The 18,319-nt window shown below is 72.5% G+C and carries 16 protein-coding genes and 1 pseudogene; 6 read left to right on the top strand and 11 right to left on the bottom strand.

Going from position 1 to position 18,319, the window contains the following annotated elements:
• Positions 1-150 precede the first annotated feature (150 nt).
• The 3 genes from ACIRQH_RS18045 to ACIRQH_RS18035 all read right to left on the bottom strand — a co-directional run bounded on the left by ACIRQH_RS18045 (position 151) and on the right by ACIRQH_RS18035 (position 5,574).
• Positions 151-1,617, bottom strand: a complete 1,467-nt coding sequence (locus ACIRQH_RS18045) for a GNAT family N-acetyltransferase (RefSeq protein WP_404226542.1) — start codon at positions 1,615-1,617, stop codon at positions 151-153.
• Positions 1,618-2,319: 702 nt separating this feature from the next.
• Positions 2,320-3,915, bottom strand: a complete 1,596-nt coding sequence (locus tag ACIRQH_RS18040; RefSeq protein WP_404226540.1) for an alkaline phosphatase D family protein — start codon at positions 3,913-3,915, stop codon at positions 2,320-2,322.
• A 183-nt stretch (positions 3,916-4,098) separates the two neighbouring features.
• The gene (locus ACIRQH_RS18035) at positions 4,099-5,574 is read right to left on the bottom strand and encodes a PLP-dependent aminotransferase family protein (protein ID WP_404226538.1); all 1,476 of its coding nucleotides are present in this window, start codon (positions 5,572-5,574) and stop codon (positions 4,099-4,101) included.
• On the opposite strand from ACIRQH_RS18035, the pseudogene ACIRQH_RS18030 reads away from it, so the two are divergent.
• Positions 5,565-6,410: pseudogene (locus ACIRQH_RS18030) on the top strand (EamA family transporter); the annotation flags it as partial. The gene ACIRQH_RS18035 and the pseudogene ACIRQH_RS18030 sit on opposite strands and share 10 nt — an antisense overlap.
• Positions 6,411-6,539: 129 nt before the next feature.
• On the opposite strand, the gene ACIRQH_RS18025 reads toward ACIRQH_RS18030, so the two are convergent.
• Positions 6,540-7,370, bottom strand: a complete 831-nt coding sequence (locus ACIRQH_RS18025; protein WP_358819140.1) for an alpha/beta fold hydrolase — start codon at positions 7,368-7,370, stop codon at positions 6,540-6,542.
• 183 nt (positions 7,371-7,553) lie between these two features.
• Between ACIRQH_RS18025 and sigJ the strand changes: the two genes are divergently transcribed.
• Positions 7,554-8,438 carry an RNA polymerase sigma factor SigJ gene (gene sigJ, locus ACIRQH_RS18020; protein WP_388873724.1) on the top strand — a complete coding sequence of 295 codons (885 nt, stop codon included), beginning with the start codon at positions 7,554-7,556 and terminating at the stop codon, positions 8,436-8,438.
• 293 nt (positions 8,439-8,731) lie between these two features.
• Positions 8,732-9,493 (top strand): GntR family transcriptional regulator, encoded by a 762-nt coding sequence (locus tag ACIRQH_RS18015; RefSeq protein WP_358819138.1) that lies wholly within the window; start codon positions 8,732-8,734, stop codon positions 9,491-9,493.
• Positions 9,494-9,628: 135 nt separating this feature from the next.
• Here ACIRQH_RS18015 and ACIRQH_RS18010 read toward each other — a convergent pair whose 3' ends face one another.
• From ACIRQH_RS18010 to ACIRQH_RS18000, 3 genes are all read right to left on the bottom strand, one after another.
• Positions 9,629-10,786, bottom strand: coding sequence for an ROK family protein (locus ACIRQH_RS18010; protein ID WP_358819137.1), 1,158 nt, complete (start codon positions 10,784-10,786; stop codon positions 9,629-9,631).
• Between the two features lie 98 nt (positions 10,787-10,884).
• On the bottom strand, positions 10,885-11,547 hold the full coding sequence (locus ACIRQH_RS18005) for a response regulator (protein ID WP_404226536.1): 663 nt from the start codon (positions 11,545-11,547) through the stop codon (positions 10,885-10,887).
• Between the two features lie 14 nt (positions 11,548-11,561).
• Complete coding sequence (locus tag ACIRQH_RS18000) at positions 11,562-12,725, bottom strand: sensor histidine kinase (protein WP_404226534.1); 1,164 nt, start codon at positions 12,723-12,725, stop codon at positions 11,562-11,564.
• A 108-nt stretch (positions 12,726-12,833) separates the two neighbouring features.
• On the opposite strand from ACIRQH_RS18000, the gene ACIRQH_RS17995 reads away from it, so the two are divergent.
• Genes ACIRQH_RS17995 through ACIRQH_RS17985 form a run of 3 tightly spaced genes read left to right on the top strand, consistent with a single transcriptional unit; the run spans position 12,834 to position 15,056 of the window.
• On the top strand, positions 12,834-13,769 hold the full coding sequence (locus ACIRQH_RS17995) for an ABC transporter ATP-binding protein (protein ID WP_404226533.1): 936 nt from the start codon (positions 12,834-12,836) through the stop codon (positions 13,767-13,769).
• On the top strand, positions 13,766-14,554 hold the full coding sequence (locus ACIRQH_RS17990) for an ABC transporter permease subunit (protein ID WP_404226532.1): 789 nt from the start codon (positions 13,766-13,768) through the stop codon (positions 14,552-14,554). The genes ACIRQH_RS17995 and ACIRQH_RS17990 overlap by 4 nt, the downstream gene beginning before the upstream one ends.
• 58 nt (positions 14,555-14,612) lie before the next feature.
• A complete protein-coding gene (locus tag ACIRQH_RS17985) occupies positions 14,613-15,056 on the top strand; it encodes a hypothetical protein (protein WP_358819133.1) in 444 nt (147 codons plus the stop codon).
• Position 15,057: 1 nt separating this feature from the next.
• Here ACIRQH_RS17985 and mug read toward each other — a convergent pair whose 3' ends face one another.
• The 4 genes from mug to ACIRQH_RS17965 all read right to left on the bottom strand — a co-directional run bounded on the left by mug (position 15,058) and on the right by ACIRQH_RS17965 (position 18,187).
• Complete coding sequence (mug, locus tag ACIRQH_RS17980) at positions 15,058-15,606, bottom strand: G/U mismatch-specific DNA glycosylase (RefSeq protein WP_388874205.1); 549 nt, start codon at positions 15,604-15,606, stop codon at positions 15,058-15,060.
• Positions 15,603-17,045, bottom strand: coding sequence for an adenylosuccinate lyase (purB, locus tag ACIRQH_RS17975; RefSeq protein ID WP_388873709.1), 1,443 nt, complete (start codon positions 17,043-17,045; stop codon positions 15,603-15,605). Before purB ends, mug begins: the two co-directional genes overlap by 4 nt.
• Before the next feature lie 83 nt (positions 17,046-17,128).
• Positions 17,129-17,704, bottom strand: coding sequence for a hypothetical protein (locus ACIRQH_RS17970; RefSeq protein WP_404226531.1), 576 nt, complete (start codon positions 17,702-17,704; stop codon positions 17,129-17,131).
• Positions 17,705-17,710: 6 nt separating this feature from the next.
• Positions 17,711-18,187, bottom strand: a complete 477-nt coding sequence (locus ACIRQH_RS17965) for a transcriptional regulator (RefSeq protein ID WP_358819129.1) — start codon at positions 18,185-18,187, stop codon at positions 17,711-17,713.
• Positions 18,188-18,319 lie beyond the last annotated feature (132 nt).

Here is an 18,319-nt window from a genome sequence, read left to right as displayed (position 1 = left end):
CGGAGCGGGGGAGTGCCGAGGGGAGGGGCGAGGCGCCGGAGGAGGGCGAGGCGGGTGGCATGTCCACCTCGTGTCGCTCCTGCCCGCCGCCTCCTGCCCGCCGCCTCCGCCCCGCCGGTGAACGGGCGTGCCCGTCCACCGGCTCAGGGATCAGTCCCGGACCGCTCGCGTCCCGTGCTGCTCCTGGCCCTCGCCCGCGCCCTGGTCGTACGGCAGCAGCGAGGTGGTCACCGGCGTCGCCTCCAGACGGGCGGTGATGACGAGGGTGCCCTCCTCGATCTGGTAGTCGAGGGGGAGGCCCAGGCTGCGCATCGCGGCGACCATGCCGGTGTTGGAGGCCTGCGTGACGGCGTACACGCTCTCGCAGCCGGCATCCACGGCCATCGTCACGAGGCGGCCGATGAGTTCGGTCCCGATGCCGCGTCGCTGCCACTCGTCCTCGACGAGGAGAGCGACCTCCGTCTCGTCGCCGTCCCAGAGGAGATGCCCGAGCCCGACGATCCGGCCCGAGGCCGTCTGCACGGCGAGGGTGCGGCCGAAGCTGGGGCTGAGCAGGTGGTTGAGGTAGCGGTCCGCGTCACCGACCGGGCCGTGATAGCGCATGCCCAGGGTGCGCGGCGAGCAGCGCTCGTGCATCGCCTTGGCCGCCTCGACATCGGAGACGTCGGCGCGCCGCACGGTGATCGCGTTGCCCTGCGGCAGCGTCAGCAGGTCCCTGCCGCCCGGGATCCGCGGACCGAGCCGCGCGTCCAGCTCCACCAGCGCCCGCGCCCGCGCGAACTCGGTGGGTGTGAACGGCAGATAGGGCCGCTCCACCGTGATGACTCCGCCCTCCGGCGCCCGCAGCCGCATCACCGTGTCCTCCAGCGCCCCCTCCACCGGGGTGCCCTCCGTCGCCCGCCCCGAGAGAGGGGACTTCGCGGGCAGTGAGCGGATGGTGCACCGGCCGAGCAACTGCCGTAGTGCGAGCGGGAGTTCGGAGGCGTCGAGGGCGGTACGGGTGGCCAGGCCCAGTACCCGGGTCGGCGCGTCCACGAGGTCGTGCGCGTCGGCCCGCTCGATCCAGGTGGCGGCGCCACCGGCGCGTGCCACGTCACGGGTGATCTCGGACGCGGCCAACCCGGCGGGCGCGCGCAGCAGGAGCTCGTCGACCGTGCCGTCCGCGAGCGGGTGTGTCTGCAGGCTCAGGATGTCGACCTGCCGGTGGGCGAGGGCGGCGCACAGCCTGGCCAGTGAACCCGGGGCGTCCTTGACCGTCGTGCGCATGCGCCACAGCACGGTCTCCTCGGGGACGGCCTCCGGCGTGCCGGGCCCTTCCCGCCTTTCCTGTTCCCCGGAGGGCCCGGCCGCTCGCCGCTCGGCGAGGGGCCGGGTGCCGGTATCGCCCGTCGGGGGTGCGTGACCGTGGCGGCGTGCCCACCATGTGTGGAATCCGGCGGTGGCGACCAGGAGCACCGCCGAGATCGCCAGCAGGGCGGGGCCGTCCGGCCCGTGCCCGATCAGGTTGGCCACGCCGTCGGCGACCGCCACGGCCGTGAAGAGCGCGGCGAGTTCGACGACATCGCGTCGCCAGTGGTGGACGGGGCGCCCGTGCTTCGCACGCGTCACATCAGACATGTCTGGAGTCATACCGACACTGTGAAGGAATGGTGTTGCGTGATCACGAACGCTTTGTGACTGATCGGTTAAGTGTCACTCTGCCCCTTTTGTAGTTCTTTTTTGAAGGTCTTTGCTTCGAACGTGCGCACGGGTGTGCCCGCTCGGTCAGGGGAAGCGCACCACGGGCGTGCGACGGGCCAGGGCTCCGGGCGTCCTCGGTCGGGCGGCGACCCCTTGCGCCGCCGCCGGACGCGTTCGCCGTCAGGGCGGACGGCGGCTCCCGCCGGTAGTACCGGGCGGTCGCGACAGCCGCCACCGCCAGAAGACCGACCGCCGCTACTTGAGGCGCCGTCAGGAAATCGCGGAGAAGGGGCCGATGGTCCTTCGCCCCGACGGGCCTCGTTTCCCGCGCGACCTCAAGTCCCGGGCGCCGTACGCCCGATGGGGACTCCAGCGCGGAGTGTCGGGTGTAGAAAACGGCCGCAGGGATCGCGTCACGGAAAAACCGTGGAGGCGACCACTGGCAACGGGGCCCGACCTACGGGGACTTGCTCTGTCGCAGCTGATTCGGCGGCCTCGTGGAGCCGCGCACCGGGGGATGACTCCGGTGCGCGGCGGACTCTTCGAGGGTACGGGATCCGCACGTCCCGCACGGTCATGGCGGGACGCGCCGCCCGGCCGCGCGCCGCCAAGGTCCCGGCCGTTTGAGGACTGCTTTCCCTACTGCCCCACGCGCCCCGGCTGGAGCCGCTGTGTGAACAGCACGGTCCCGTCCTGCTCACGCAGCCGCACCGTCAGCTCACCGCTGTCGCCGTCGATGTCCACCTCGCCGAAGAACTGGTAGCCGCCGGCGGGCGAGACGTTCGAGGCGGTCGGCGCCTTCACGAACACCCGCTCCGGTCCGAACGTTCCGTCCAGGGCGCTCGCCGGGAAGGCGCCGGCGTTGAGCGGGCCGGAGACGAACTCCCAGAAGGGCTCGAAGTCGGTGAACGCGGCCCGCGAGGGCTGGTAGTGCTGCGCGGAGGTGTGGTGCACGTCGGCGGTCAGCCACACCGTGCCCGTGATCCGCCGGTGCTTGACGAACCGCAGCAGCTCCGCGATCTGCAGCTCACGCCCGAGCGGCACGCCCGGGTCGCCCTGCGCCACGGCCTCGATGTTCGGCTTCCCCTCGGTGGTGTCGGGCACCACGAGACCGATCGGCATGTCCGCGGCGATGACCTTCCACACGGCACGAGAGCGGGACAGCTCGCGCTTCAGCCACTCCAGCTGTTCGGCCCCGAGGATCCCCTGCGGGTCGGTGGTCTGGTCGTCGGGCGAGTTGGCGTTGCGGTAGGTGCGCATGTCGAGCACGAACACGTCCAGCAGCGGGCCGTGCCGCATGACCCGGTACACACGGCCGTCCCGGCGGCCCGGCGACAGCGTCGAGACGGGGAAGTACTCGCTGAACGCCCGCCGCGCCCTTCCGGCCAGCACGTCGACGCTCTTCTCGGTGTACCGGGTGTCCGTGGTCGCGATCACCTCGCCCGGGTACCAGTTGTTGCGCACCTCGTGGTCGTCCCACTGGATGATCGACGGCACCCGGGCGTTGAACCGGCGGAGGTTCTCGTCCAACAGGTTGTAGCGGAAGTTGCCGCGGAACTCCGCCAGCGACTCCGCGACCTTGGACTTCTCCTCGGTCGTGATGTTCCGCCAGGTACTGCCGTCGGGGAGCGCGGCCGTGGCCGTGAGCGGGCCGTCCGCGTAGATGTTGTCGCCGCTGCAGAGGAAGAAGTCCGGGTCGAGCCGGGCCATCGCGTCGTAGATGCGATAGCCGCCGATGTCGGGGTTGATGCCCCAACCCTGCCCCGCGAGGTCCCCCGACCACAGGAAGCGGACACCGCCGCGCCGGCCGCGCGGTGTCGTACGGAACGTTCCGGCCACGGGCTCGCCGGTGCGGCGCGGGTCGTCGGGGTCGGCGAGCAGGACGCGGTAGTGGATCTGCTCGCCGGAGGGCAGCCCGCGCAGCCGCGTCGTCCCGGTGAAGTCCGTGTCCGGACCGAGCAACGGGCCGTGCCAACGGTGCGGGTGGCGGAACGACTCGGTCGCCGAGGTCTCGACGATCATCCGGGCCGGCCGGTCGGAGCGGACCCAGACGAGTCCGGAGTCCGCGGTCACGTCGCCGGCCTGGACACCCCAGCCCGCTCTCGGCCGGCCCGACAGGGCGAAGGCCGGTGCCGAGCCGAGCGTAGTGGGCAGAGCCAGTGCAGCCGACGCGGCGAGCGAGCCGCGCAGCACGCTGCGGCGGCCGGGGAGGGAGCTGTGCGGGCGGTGCGACATGAAGGCGCCTCCGGGGGACGGATTCGGCCGGTGTGGACTGCAACACCTACTGGTGCACCGCAGCGCACACGGAAACCAGAGGTGAACAACTCTCCCTGACGGGGGAGGAAATGACGCGGGCACGGACCGGCCTGCCGACCGGCGCCACAGACACCTCGGGGCGCTCGAAGGCACCGCCGGTGCTCACGGCGTCGGCTTACGGGCACCTGTGTCGCGTAGCGCCTCCGCCATCAGACGGACGCCGTCGCGTATCCGCGCGGGCGGCAGATGCGCGTACCCGAGGACCAGCCGCACACCGTCGGGCGCGGTCTCCCCGTAGTGGGCTGCCGGGCGGACCACCACTCCTGCCGCCGCGACGCGCTCCAGGAAACGGTCCTGCGGCCCGTACCGGTCCGGGAGGGCGGCGACGGCGTGCAGGCCCGCCGCGATACCGGACACCCGCGTCCCGGGGAAATGCTCCTCCAACGCCGTCACCAGCGCGTCCCGCCGCTCCCGGTACGCCCGTTGGCAGCGGCGCAGCTGCCGGTCGTAGTCCCCCCGCTCGACGAACCGGGCCAGCAGCGCCTGGTCGAGGACGGGGTTGCCGAGGTCCATGGTCCGTTTCCGCTCGACGACCTCCTCGACGTGGGACGCGGGGACCAGCAGCCAGCCGAGCCGCAGCCCGGGGGCGAGCGACTTGCTGACCGAGCCGGTGTACGCGACGTGTTCGGGGTCGAGCCCCTGGAGGGCACCCACCGGGGCGCGGTCGTAACGGAAGTCGCCGTCGTAGTCGTCCTCGATCACCAGCCCGTCCACCCGGCGCGCCCAGTCGAGGAGCTCGGCGCGGCGCCGCGCCGAGTACGCGATCCCGGTGGGGAACTGATGTGCAGGCGTCGTCACGACAGCGCGTACGCCGGAGCCCCGGAGCGGATCGACGGCGAGCCCCTCGTCGTCCAGGGGCAGCGGTACGGTGCCGAGGCCGGCCGAGGCGAACAGCGCTCCGTGCTCCGGACTTCCGGGGTCCTCGACGCCGACATCGCGCACGCCGCGCGCGTGCAGCACGAATCCGAGCAGGGTCATCGCCTGCGCGACGCCGGAGACCACGACGACGCGTTCGGGGTCGGCGACCACGCCCCTGCGGCGGCCGAGGAGCGCGGCGAGGGCGGTCCGCAGCGCCGGCAGACCGCGCGGATCCGGATAGCCCAGTGCCTCGTGGGGCAGTTCGGCCAGCACGCCGCGGTGCGCGGCGGCCCACGCGGCGCGCGGGAACAGCGACAGATCGGGCGTGCCCGCGACGAAGTCGGCCCGCACGCCCGTCGGCCGCGGGGATCGGTCCCGCGCGCGCGGGGCGACCGCGCGGACCGCGCCGCCGACCCAGGTGCCCGCTCCCCGGCCACTGCGCAGGTACCCCTCCGCGGTCAGTTGCTCGTACGCCTCCGTGACCAGGCCCCGGGACACCCGGAGATCCCCGGCCAGCTCGCGGCTGGACGGCAGCCGGGTGCCCGGGACGAGCCGTCCGGAACGGACGGCCTCGCGCAGCGCTTCCTGGAGCGCGCGCCCCCGCGCGCGTGCCGGTGCCGCCGCGGCCGGCAGCAGCAGCTCCCAGGCGGCCGCCCACGGCGCCGCACCGGACGAAGCGGGTTCCGGCGCCCCGTCGTGACTGGTCCCCGATGACGTCATGGAAGTGGACCTTAAACCGGACCACGTCCCCTCATAGCGTCAGCGTCATGAACGCCACCACCACCCGGGGCGCCCTGCCGGCCGCCGTGGCCTGCGTCCTTGTCGGCGGTTCCTTCACCGCCAACAGCCTCCTCGGCCACTACCCGTACGCGGGCGGCCAGTTCCTCCGTTACGGCCTCGCCAGCGTCCTGCTGCTGGCTCTGGTCGGCAGGCGTGGAACGGCTCCCCTGCGACTGCTCGGCGTCCGCCGGTGGACGCGCCTCGTTCTGCTCGGGGCCGTCGGCATGGTCGGTTTCAACCTCGCCGTGCTCGCCGCCGAGCGCACGGCGGAACCGGCGGTCCCGGGCGTCCTCGTGGGCTGCGCCCCGGTCGTCGTCGCCGTTCTCGTGCCCCTCCAGGAGGCCCGTCGTCCCCGCGGGCGGGTGTTGTACGGGGCATCTCTCGTCGCCCTGGGGGCCTTCGCCGTCCAGGGCTGGGGGCGTACCGATGGCGCCGGGATCGCCTACTCGGTCGGCGCACTGGTCGGTGAGGTCGGTTTCGCCGTGCTCGCCGTGCCGGTGCTGGGGCCGCTCGGGCCGCGGCTGTTGTCGGCCACCGTGTGCGCGATCGCCGCCGTCGAGTCGGCGGCGGCCGGGCTGATCGCCGACGGCGGGGCCTGGCTGCGGATGCCGGACGCCACGGAGGCGACGGCGCTGGTGTGGCAGGCGGTGGTGGTCACCGTCGTCGGCTTCGTCTGCTGGTACATGGGCATGCAGCGGATCGGCGCCGAGCGCGCCACCCTCTTCTCCGGGCTCATCCCCGTCGCCGCGGCCGCCACCGCCCCGCTCGTCGGCACCGGCTCCTACGGGACCGCGCAGGCCGTCGGCAGCGCACTCGTGGCCGCCGGAGTGGCGCTCGGATCAGGGGCGTTGGGCCCCCTCGCCGCCCGGCGTCAGGGCGCCCCCACGGGAGAGGGACCGAGCACGTCAGCGGCTGCCGTCGAGCAGGACGCGGGCGACGAGCGCCGGGTCGTCGTTCATCGGGACGTGGCCGCAGCCGGGCAGCCGCACCAGCCGCGCGCGCGGAATCATCTGCTTGGCCCGGACACCCTGGCGCCGCACCAGCAGCCGGTCACGGGTACCCCAGGCCACGGTGACGGGCAGCGCCGGGATGTCATCGGTGAACCGGACGGACGTACCCGCCCGCAGGGTCTCGGTGAACGCCTCGGCACGGGCCAGCGCGAGGGTCTCGGCGACCACCGCCTCGGGTGAACGACGGGCCGGACGGGCATAGATGCTGCTGGTCAGCACCGTCCGCCCGGCAGCGGAACGCGAGAGCCGCTCGACGACGGGGAGCGGCATGCTCCGGGCCGCCTGGCGCATGGCGAGCAGCACACCGAAGGCGTACCGCCGCTCGGCAGGCGACCAGAAACCGGCGGGCGAGAAGGTCGTGACGGACCGTACGAGCTTCTCGCGGCCCAGTTCCAGCGCCAGCAGCCCGCCCAGCGAGTTGCCGGCGACGTGCGGACGCTCGATCTCCAGTGCCTCGCACAGCGCGCCGAGCACCGGCACCACCGTCGAGAGGTCGTGCGTGAGCCCGTCGGGCAGCGCCGGCGACGCGCCGAAACCGGGCAGGTCGACGGCGATGACGTCCCGCTCGGAGGCGATGAGCGGGATGACCGGGTCCCAGGCCTGCCGGTGATGTCCGATGCCGTGCAGCAGGAGCAGCGGTTCACCGGTGCCCACGCGCGCGTAGGACAGCGTGACCGTCCTCGGGCCGCGTGGGGAGGGGACGCTGAAGGAGACCGTGTCGGACATGGTGCTGCTCCTCGTCTGGGACGCGGGGAAGGACTGACTCGTAGACAGCTTGTCAGCAACTGCTACCGACGGGTAGCCCCTGTCCGTCATCAACCGCGCGAGGCGCGCCGGGGGCGCCGACCGGGCCGATCGGCGCGGCGGGTTCGCCTGGACAGGAAGGAGAGCGTCGGGTGGGATGGTCCGGTGGCAACCGACATCGCGACCGACGTGTTCGAAGAGCACCGGCCCGTCCTGACGGGCGTGGCCTACCGCATGCTCGGGCGGGTGGCCGACGCCGAGGACGTGGTCCAGGAGGCGTGGCTGCGCTGGTCCGCCGCCGACCGGTCCGACGTGCGCGAACCGCGCGGCTACCTCGTCCGCGTCACCACCCGCCTCGCCATCGACCGGCTCCGCCAGATCCAGTCGCGCCACGAGGCCTACGTCGGACCCTGGCTCCCCGAGCCGTACGTCACCGACTTCGCGGACACGGTGGAGGACAGCGCCGAACGGGCCGTCCTCGCCGACACCGTCTCCCTTGCCGTCCTCGTGGTGCTGGAGTCCCTCTCGCCCCTGGAGCGCGCGGTGTTCGTCCTCCGGGAGGCGTTCGGCTACCCCTACGCCGACATCGCGGCCGTCCTCGACCGGGGCGAACCGGCGGTGCGCCAGCTCGCCGGCCGGGCTCGCAAACACGTCGAGGAGCGACGCCCGCGCTACGAGGTCGACCCGGCCGAACGCAGGGATCTCACCGAACGGTTCCTCGCGGCCGCCGTGGAAGGTGACCTGGAAGGGCTGATGACCCTGTTGGCGCCGGACGCGCGTCTGATCGGAGACAGCGGAGGCCTCTCCAAGGCGCCACTGCGCGTGCTCGACAGCGCCGACAAGATCAGCCGCTTCATCGTCGGAGCCGGCCGCAAGGGCGTACCCGACCTCTCGTTCCGCTTCCTCGAACTCAACGGCGGTGTCGCGGCGATCGCGCTGTCCGCCGGGAAGCCCGACACCGTCTTCCAACTGGACGTCGCCGACGGGCGTATCAGGTGCGTCTACGTCATCCGCAACCCGGAGAAACTCGTGTCGCTCCCGGTCGGCTAGACCGCCGCGAGCCGGGTCAAGTCCGCTCGGCCGGCACGGGTTCCACATCACCGCGGCACTGCGAAAGCCCCCGCCTTCCTGGCCGGGGGCTTTCGGCGTTGTGTCGCGAACGTCGCCCAGCGCGAACGCCCCGTGAACGCTGTGCTGCAACCCGCCTGTGCGTTCCCCAAGGATCGAGGATTGGTCTTGACCAAGGGTGGGGGCGGCCCTATGGTCGCAGGGATAGTGCAGGAACCTTTAATAAACAAGGGCGCTTAAACGCCGCCGGGACACGGCGATTGCGGAGGCACAGGGTGGGGACCACGCAGTTGGAATCGGTGCCGGAACCGAAGTACTGGCATCTCAAGACCGTGCTCAGCGAGGCGCTGGACTCCGAGTTCACCGTGGGCGAGATCCTGCCCAACGAACGTGACCTCGCGGCCCGCTTCGGCGTGGCCCGGGCCACGCTGCGCCAGGCGCTCGAGCAGCTCGAACTCGAAGGCCGCCTGCAGCGCCGCCGGGGCGTGGGCACCACGGTCGCCCCGCCGCGCGTAGGCGTGGCCGTCGGCAACGAACAGCACGTGTGGCCGGGGGCGGCGGGGGACGCCTGGCAGGCCGCCGACTGCGTGGTCGCCGCACCGCCCGCTCCGGTGGCCGGCGTCCTGGAGACCGCCGAGGGCGAACATGTGCACACGGTGCGCCGCTCCCGCGTGACGCACGGTCAGCCCGTCGCCGCCGAACTCCTCTACATCCCGACGTCCTCGGTTCCCGACCTGTCCGCCATCGACGCGCCCTCGGGCGCGGCACGCGCGCGTGCGGTGCTGCGCGAGCTGCAGCGTCTGGACCTGGAGGGCCAGGACCGCGCCGTCGAGCTGGGCTCGGCCCGCGCGGACGACGCCCGGGAACTCGACCGCCTGCCCGGCGCGCCGGTGCTCGTCGTCACGACCCGGTTCTTCTCCGAGGGACGCACCGCGGCGGTCTCCGTGGCCACGTACCGCGCGGACACCTGCCGGCTCACCTTCGGTGTCTCCGGCGGCGTGGAGATCCACCACGACCCGGAGCGCCGCGCCTCCTGAGCCGCCCGTACGGGGCCCTGCGCCCCGTCGAGCAGCACCGCGCCACCCGCTCCGCGCCCCGGAATCCTCCGGGGCGCGAGCCGTTTCCCCGCTGCCGCTGCCGCTGCCGGCGTCCCGGAGTGCGTGGACCTCGGGTCAGCGGCGGGCCGTCACCGTTCCCTCCACGGCGAAGAGTTGCTCCTCGACGTGGTCCAGGGCCAGGCGCAGGGCTCCCGTCGCGACAGCCGCCTCACCCAGCAGGGAGAGGGCCACCTTGGGCGGCCGCAGGCAGTAGCGTGCCAACTCCCGCCGCAGGGGCTCCAGTACACCGTCCAGGCCCGCCGCCCAGCCGCCGATGACGACCAGCTCCGGGTCGAGGGCGAGCGCGAGCGCGGCCACGTCGTGCACGAGCCGCTGGATGAACCGTTCGACGGCGGCGCGCGCCCGCTGGTCGCCGTCCTTGGCCAGCGCGAAGACCTTGGCGACCGCCTGCTCGTCGAGCGGGTGCAGCGGCTCGTCCGTGGTCGACAGCAGCGTCTCGGGCGTGACGTCACGGCCCAGCAGATGCAGTGCGCCGATCTCACCGGCGGCCCCGCCGTATCCCCGGTGCAGCCGCCCGCCGATCAGGGAACCGGCGCCCGGACTCAGCCCCGCGAGGACGAACACCACGTCGTCGGTCTCGGTCGCCGCACCTTTCCAGTGCTCGGCGACCGCCGCCGCGTTGGCGTCGTTCTCCACGAGCACCGGACATTTGAAGGAACGGCTCAACCGCTCGCCCAGCGGCAGGCCCGTCCACTCCGGCAGCGCCGTGCCGAGCCGTACGGTGCCGTCGGCCTCCACGATGCCCGGGCTGCCGACCCCCACCGCCCGCAGGGAGCTGCGCGCCACACCGGCCCGGCGCAGCAGCTCGGCGACCGCGAGCCGCAGCCGTTCCAGCCGCTCGTCGGCCGACGCCGTCTCGTCCACGTCCTTGGCCATCGCGCCCATGACACGGCCGTCCAGGTCCGCGAGGAGCGCCGCGACACGGTGCGGGCCGATCTCCAGGCCCAGCAGATGCCCCGCCTCGGCCCGGAACCGGTATCTGCGTGCCGGACGGCCCTGACGGCGCGTGGCGCCTTCCTCGGCCGCCTGCTCGACGACGAGTCCGTTCTCGATGAGTCCCTCGACGACGCCCTCGACCGTGGGCCGCGACAGCCCCGTCACCCGGGTGACCTCGGTGAGGGTCGCGCAGTCCGTGGCACGCAGGGCGTGCAGCACCACCGCGGAATTGATCCGTCGCAGCAGAGAGGGATCCCCGCCGGTCAACCGCCCCAACGTCCGTCCTCCCAGCTTGTGCGCGTGTTGGCCGGATCGTACTCGGCGCGGGGGAGCCCGGCGAGTGCCGGGGACCATTTCGTGCTCACGAGTCACCCTCAGCCCGGCGCGACGAAGCCCGACTCGTACGCCGCGACGACCGCCTGCGTGCGGTCCCGGGCGCCCAGCTTCGCCAGTACGGCGCTGACGTGGGACTTGACCGTCTCCGTACCCACGACGAGCCGCGCGGCGATCTCCGCGTTCGACAGACCTTGGGCCATCAGCCGCAGTACGTCGGCCTCCCGCTCGGTGAGCGCGGCCCGCTCCATGGCCGCCCGCGCCGCCGGATTCCCCCCGGTGTTCCCGTACGCGGCCGCCAACTGCTGTATGGAGGAAGGGAACAGCAGGGACTCGCCCTCGGCGACCAGCCGCACCGCGTGCACGATCTCCGCCGGGCGCGCCCGCTTCAGGAGGAACCCGTCGGCGCCCGCGCGCAGCGCCTCGTAGACGTATTCGTCGTTCTCGAAGGTCGTCACCACGAGGATCTTCGGCGGATCGGCGACGGTCCGCAGGACCGCGCGGGTGGCCTCGATGCCGTCGAGCAGCGGCATCCGCACGTCCATGGCGACCACGTCGGGCCGCAGCTGCCGGACCAGCGGGATCACCGCGGCGCCGTCGGCGGCCTCACCGACGACCTCGATGTCCGACTCCGCCTCCAGCACGGCACGCAGGCCCGCGCGTACGAGAGGTTCGTCGTCGACGAGGAGAACGGTGACCGGCATCGGGCCAGCGTAGATCAACTCACCGGAAGTTCGGCGTGCACCTGCCAGTCACCCTCGTGCGGGCCCGTTCTCGCGAGGCCTCCCAGCAGCGCGGCCCGCTCCCGGATGCCGCGCAGTCCGCTGCCCCGCGCGGGCCCGGACGGGCCGGCCGGCAGCGGGTTGCGTACCTCCAGGCCGAGCGTGCCGTCGCGTATCTCTATGCGGACCCGCACCGGGACACCCCCCGCGTGCCGGAGCACGTTCGTGAGCGACTCCTGGAGGATGCGGTAGCCCTCCCGGGACACCGGGCCGGGCACGGTCTCCAGCGGGCCGCTCAGCTCGGCGTCCACCGTCGCTCCCGAGGCCCGGGCCGACTCCAGCAGCCGGTCGGCGTCGGCCAGCGTCGGGCGGCCGCTCGCCGGACGCTCCGCCTCGCGCAGCACGCCCAGGACCCGCTCCAGGTCCTCCAGAGCGGCGCGTCCCGTCTCCTCGATGGCGACCAGGGCGCGATCGGTGAACGCCGGGTCCCCCGCGGCCCGTGCCGCGCCGGCCTGGACGACCGCGACGGTCAGGGCGTGCCCGATGGAGTCGTGGAGTTCGCGGGCGATGCGGTTGCGCTCCAGGAGTTGCTCGGTGCGCTGCTCCAGGGCGGCGAGCCGCTCGGCGCGGGAGGGCCCCAGGAGCCTGCGCGCGAGGACCGTCACCAGCTCACCGAGGCCGACGACCGCGCCGTACAGGGCGAGCAGCGGCACCGGCACCAGCAGGGCGCAACTCCAGTGCGGGTCCAGCACGGACACCACGGGGTCGTCGGCCGGACGGCGACCGGCCGCCGCTCTGCCGAGGTCGAAGGCGAGGACGGGGAGCCAGACGGTGGCGGCGCACGTCAGCCAGCCCAACAGGAGTCGCGCCTCCAGCCACAGCACCGTCCGCCACCGGTCGCGCGGACCGGCGGAGGGAGCCACCGAGAACGCCTGGTCCTCACCGCCCCGCTCACCCGGCGCCAGCATGAACCGTGCCTGCACGCCCTCGCCCCGCCGCACGGCCGGGACGAGGCCCAGCGGGATCAACAGCACCGCGGGGACCCACGGCTTCGACAGGTCGATGAAGAGCCAGACGCTGACGAACAGCATCGGCACCCACAGGTGCAGCAAACGCGTGTACGTCGTCCCCCACAGCAGCGGGCGCAGAAAGCGGGCCATGCGGACATGGTGCCGGCGGGCACCGACAACGAACCTCCCCCGGGCGAGGGAGAGGGTCCCCGCCGACGGGGGAGGCGGCGACCCCTGTGCCACGGCCACGCTGAACCCATGACCGGCATCGACGTCCACGAACTGACCAAGGAGTACGGCGGCAGGCGCGCCGTGGACCACCTGACCTTCAGCGTCCTCCCCGGCCGTGTCACCGGATTCCTCGGCCCCAACGGCGCCGGGAAGTCCACCACCCTGCGGCTCGTGCTGGGCCTGGACCAGCCGACCTCCGGCACCGCCACCGTCGGCGGCCGCGCGTACGCGTCCCTCGGCCAACCGCTCCGGCAGGTGGGTGCCCTGCTCGACGCGGGGGTCGCGCACGGCTCGCGGACCGCCCGGGACCACCTGCGGGCGCTCGCCGCCACCAACCGCATCCCCGAACGCCGGGTGGACGAGGTGCTGGAGGAGTCCGGGCTCGCCTCCGTGGCCCGGCGCCGGGTGAGGACGTACTCCCTGGGGATGCGTCAGCGCCTGGGCATCGCGGCGGCTCTCCTCGGCGATCCGCCGGTGGTGCTCCTCGACGAACCGTCGAACGGCCTCGACCCGGAAGGCATCATCTGGATCCGGGAGTTGCTGCGGCGTCTGGCCCGGGAGGGGCGCACCGTCCTCGTCTCCAGCCACCTCATGAACGAGACGGCCTCCTTCGCCGACCAGTTGGTCGTCCTGGGCCGGGGACGGCTCCTCGCCGACCTGCCCCTGCGGGAGTTCATCCACGCACGCGTGCAGCCCCGGGTCCGGGTGCGCAGCACGGACGGCGCCGCCCTCGGAGGCCTGCTGGCCGGACACGGCATCGAGGCCGTCGAGGGCGAGGACGGGCTCTGGACCGCCTTGGACGTCCGGATGGAGGACATCGGGCGCCTCACCTCGGCGTCCGGCCTTCCGATCCTGGAACTCGCCGCGCAAGAAGGCACCTTGGAACAGGCGTACCTCGATCTGACCGCCGCCGAGGCCGAGTTCACCACCGCTGCGACGCAGCGCCAGGAGGTCCGGCCATGAGAGACGTCGCCGCGTCCAAGGGCCTGACGGAACCGGGCGCCACTCCCGTGGGCCGATCCGGGGCCTTCGCGCCCGCACTCCGCGCGGAGTGGATCAAGATCCGCACGCTGCGTCCGCTCGTCGTCGCACTGCTCGCCGTTCTCCTCGCCACCGTGGCGTTCTCCGCGCTCGCCGGACTCGACGACTCAGAGGGCCCGGACTTCGACCCGCTGTTCTCGGCTCTCTTCGGAGTGAGCTTCGGGCAGATCGCCGCCATCACCTTCGGCACGCAGGCGATGGCGGCCGAATACCGGGACGGTGCCCTGCGGTTGTCGCTGGCGGCGGTCCCCGGCCGGGGGCGCTGGTTCCTCGCGAAAACGGCGGCGATCGGCGCCCCGGTCCTCGTCGTCGGCCTGGTCACCGGAGTCACCGGTCTGCTCGTGGGAACGTCCGTGCTCGGTGACAGGGCGGACGGTCTCGGCCCGGCTGAGCAGGCCCGCGCGGTCATCGGCTGCGCGCTCTACCTGACGCTGATGGCCCTGTTCGCGGCGGGGCTGGCGGCCGTACTGCGCAGCGGGGTCGCCACGTTGAGCATCCTGATCCCGTTCCTGCTGATCGTGTCCTTCGTCGTCGGCGGAGCGTCGGGAAGCGTGGCGGACCTCCTCCCGGACAAGGCCGGCCAGATGGTCCTGCACCGGACGCAGGACGGCACGCTCGGTCCCTGGACCGGCCTCGGGGTGACCGCACTGTGGACCGCCGCGGCGCTGGGTGCCGGGGCCTGGAGCGTCCGGCGCCGGGACGCCTGACCCCGATGGCCTCCTGACGCCCCACCAATTGTCAGTGCCGGGGGCTTTACTGGAGGCCATGACCATCGCGCGGCATCTCGCCACGATCGACCGGCTGTGCTCCGAGAAGTTCCCCACGGAGCACGGCCGCTCCGACGTGGGAACCGCCGGACCCGGTTACCACCTGGCCGAGTTGGTGACGAGCGAGGACTTCTGGGACACGGGCGGCGCGACCTGGGAGGAGACGGAGGAGCAGTTCGAGGCGGAGCGGGACGGCCTGTCGGAGCTGCTCACCCTGCGATGGGGCCCTCCCGAGGAGATCAGCCTGGCGAGTGTCTTCGAGCGGTCGACGAGCGGCGAGGACATACCCGAGCCCTGGGGTGACCTGAGTTCCCATGTCCCGGACCTGCATCTGTGGAGACCGGAGGGCGTGGAGCGCTGGGTCGCCCTCGGGATAGGTCAGTGGGACCGTGAACTGCCGTTCCAGCTCCTGGCCCTGGTCACCGTGACGGACCCGCCGTGACTCAGGAGGCCCCGGCGGCCGACCGCAGGCGGCCGTACTCCTCGGCCATCGTCGCGGCGGTCCAATGCGCGTTGAGCCCGCTGGGGTTGGGCAGCACCCACACCCGGCTCGCCCCGATGTTCCGCTCCTGGGGGCCGACGCGCGCCTTGCGGTCGTCGAAAGCCGCCCTGTACGCGGTCACACCGACCACCGCCAGCCACCTCGGGCGCAGCCGTGTCACCTTCTCACCGAGCAGCCGGCCGCCCTCGCGGTACTCCCCGGCGCTCAGCTCGTCGGCCCGCGCGGTCGCCCGCGCCACCACGTTGGTGATGCCGAGCCCGTAGGAGAGCAGCTCCTGCTGCTCGGCGGGCTTCATGCGCCGTGGCGTGAACCCGGACAGATGCAGCACGGGCCAGAACCGGTTTCCCGGCCGGGCGAAGTGATGGCCCGTGGCAGCCGTCATCAGGCCCGGGTTGATGCCGCAGAAAAGCACCGAGAGGCCGTCCGCGACGACATCCGGCACGAGCCGGTCGCGGGCGGCCTCCAGGTCCGCGGGGGTGAGCCGCGTCAGAGGATCGCCCCCGGCGTGTAGCCGGCCGCCTCCGGGTGCTGCTTCACGATCTCCTCGACGCGGGCCACCACGGCGGCGACCTGGTCGGCGGCGGCGCCGGTGAAGGACAGCTTGTCGGCCATCAGCTCGTCCAGCTGCGCGCGGTCCAGCGGGATGCGCTCGTCCGCGGCGAGCTTGTCGAGCAGTTCGTTGCGCTCCGAGCCCTGCTCGCGCATCGCGAGGGCGGAGGCGACCGCGTTCTCCTTGATCGCCTCGTGCGCGACCTCGCGGCCGACACCGGCGCGCACCGCGCCCATCAGGACCTTGGTCGTCGCGAGGAACGGCAGGTAGCGGTCCAGCTCACGGGCGACGACGGCGGGGAACGCGCCGAACTCGTCGAGGACGGTCAGGAAGGTCTCCAGGAGGCCGTCCAGCGCGAAGAACGCGTCCGGCAGCGCGACGCGGCGCACCACCGAGCACGACACGTCGCCCTCGTTCCACTGGTCGCCCGCCAGCTCGCCCGTCATCGACGCGTAACCGCGCAGGATGACCATCAGGCCGTTGACGCGCTCGCAGGAGCGGGTGTTCATCTTGTGCGGCATCGCCGAGGAGCCGACCTGGCCGGGCTTGAAGCCCTCGGTGACCAGCTCGTGCCCGGCCATCAGCCGGATCGTCTTGGCGGTCGAGGACGGAGCGGCGGCCAGCTGCACCAGCGCGGTCACGACCTCGTAGTCCAGGGAGCGCGGGTAGACCTGGCCGACGGAGGTGAAGGCCTGCGAGAAGCCCAGGTGCCCGGCGATCCGCTGCTCCAGGTCCGCGAGCGCGGCCGTGTCGCCGCCGAGCAGGTCCAGCATGTCCTGAGCCGTGCCGACGGGACCCTTGATGCCGCGCAGAGGGTAGCGGCCGAGGAGCTCCTCCAGGCGGCCGTACGCGACGAGCAGCTCGTCGGCGGCGGTAGCGAAGCGCTTGCCCAGGGTGGTGGCCTGCGCGGCCACGTTGTGCGAGCGGCCGGCCATGACCAGCTCGGCGTACTCGCCGGAGAGCTTGCCCAGACGGGCGAGGACGGCGACCGTGCGGTCGCGCATCAGCTCCAGCGAGAGACGGATCTGCAGCTGCTCGACGTTCTCCGTGAGGTCGCGGGACGTCATGCCCTTGTGGACGTGCTCGTGTCCGGCGAGGTCGTTGAACTCCTCGATCCGGGCCTTCACGTCGTGCCGGGTGACCTTCTCGCGCTCGGCGATGGAGGCGAGGTCGACCTGGTCGAGGACGCGCTCGTAGTCCGCGACGGCGGCCTCCGGCACCTCGATCCCGAGGTCCTTCTGGGCGCGCAGCACGGCGAGCCAGAGCTGACGCTCCAGCCTCACCTTCTGCTCGGGGGACCAGAGCGTGGCGAGCTCGGCGGAGGCGTAGCGTCCGGCGAGGACGTTGGGGATACGGGGCTTTGCGGGCGCGGCAGTCACGTGTACGGAGCATACCGGCTGCACAGAGCCACTCCCGTACCGCCGGGTCGGGCCTCATGATCCCTGGACGGAGACCTCCGGACTCATGATCCCGAGCGCGGTGGACGGGTCTCGTACCCCGCTCGCGCGTGCGGGTCCGGATGGGACTGCCCGCTGCCGACCACGGCGCGCAGACCTCCGTACGTCTTGGTGGTGAAACGGTCGCGGGCCAGGCTGAGTTCGGTGGTGATCAGCTGGTTCCGCTCGTCGTTGACCTCCTCGATCTCCTCCATCAGCTGGGCGTTCCCGGCGCGCAGCGCCGCGTTCTCGTTGCGCGCCTGGTCGACCGCCCTCGCGTGACTGGCGAGCCGCAGCGCCGTGAAGGTTGCGCTGCGGGCCAGCGCCCGCTCGCGCAGGGACAGGTCCGCTTCCCGCATCTGCATGTCCAGCTCAAGACACCTCCGGTGCTCCGCCAGCACGCCGAGGTCGTGCCGTGTGCGGGCCTCGACCTGGCTGAGCGTGTGGCGCAGCATGGCGGCCAGCAGCCCCGCGACGCCCACGGTCAGGAGAGCGCCCCCGACAGCCGCCAGTTCCCACGTACGGTGCCAGACGCCCTCGCCCACGAATGTCCCGCCGGCTGTGCAGCTGGCGGTGGACGCGATTGCCAGTCTGTACGCCACGTTTCGTTACCCCCTTGCCGTGGCCCCCCGGTCGTCGCCTGCGTCAAGGTCCTTCTGGAACTCGATCGCCTGGACGATGTTCCCGTTGAGCATCGTGCGGATTCTGAGATCGGTGATTCCCCACGCGTCCATGGCCTCCTCCGGCGTGAGTGACGCCGAGGCCACCCTCCGGATCGTCGGCTGAGGCCCGTGTTCCGGGGAAAGCATGCCGCTGTTGACCAACATCTCCCGTTGGTCGAGACCGAGCACCGACGCCCATGTCGTCAGTTGCGAGGGGAGGGGGAGTGTCTTCCCCTCCAGTGTTCTGCTGATCGTCGTCAGGCTCACTCCGATCGAGCCGGCCAGTTGGGCCCGGCCGCCTGCTCGTGGGCGGACGTCGTACCCGGCCGCGGTCGCGGCCTTCGTGAGGTACTCGCCAACCCTCCTTGCGAGAGCTTGTCGCTCACCGCGGGACTCGTGGGGGGACTCTTCCATGCTCCGCATGCCCGGAGAGTAGCGCGCACGTATGCAAGTTGCACACGACTTGCACGTGGTTATCGTCGCAGGTCAGTCGGAGCGATCTCGTCGCGACAGGCCAAGGGGCAGCGTTCGTACGCCAGTTCACGGCAAAAAGTC

This window comes from Streptomyces sp. NPDC102279 (assembly GCF_044766365.1).
GTDB lineage: Bacteria > Actinomycetota > Actinomycetes > Streptomycetales > Streptomycetaceae > Streptomyces.
This window is presented reverse-complemented; position numbering and strand designations above follow the sequence as displayed.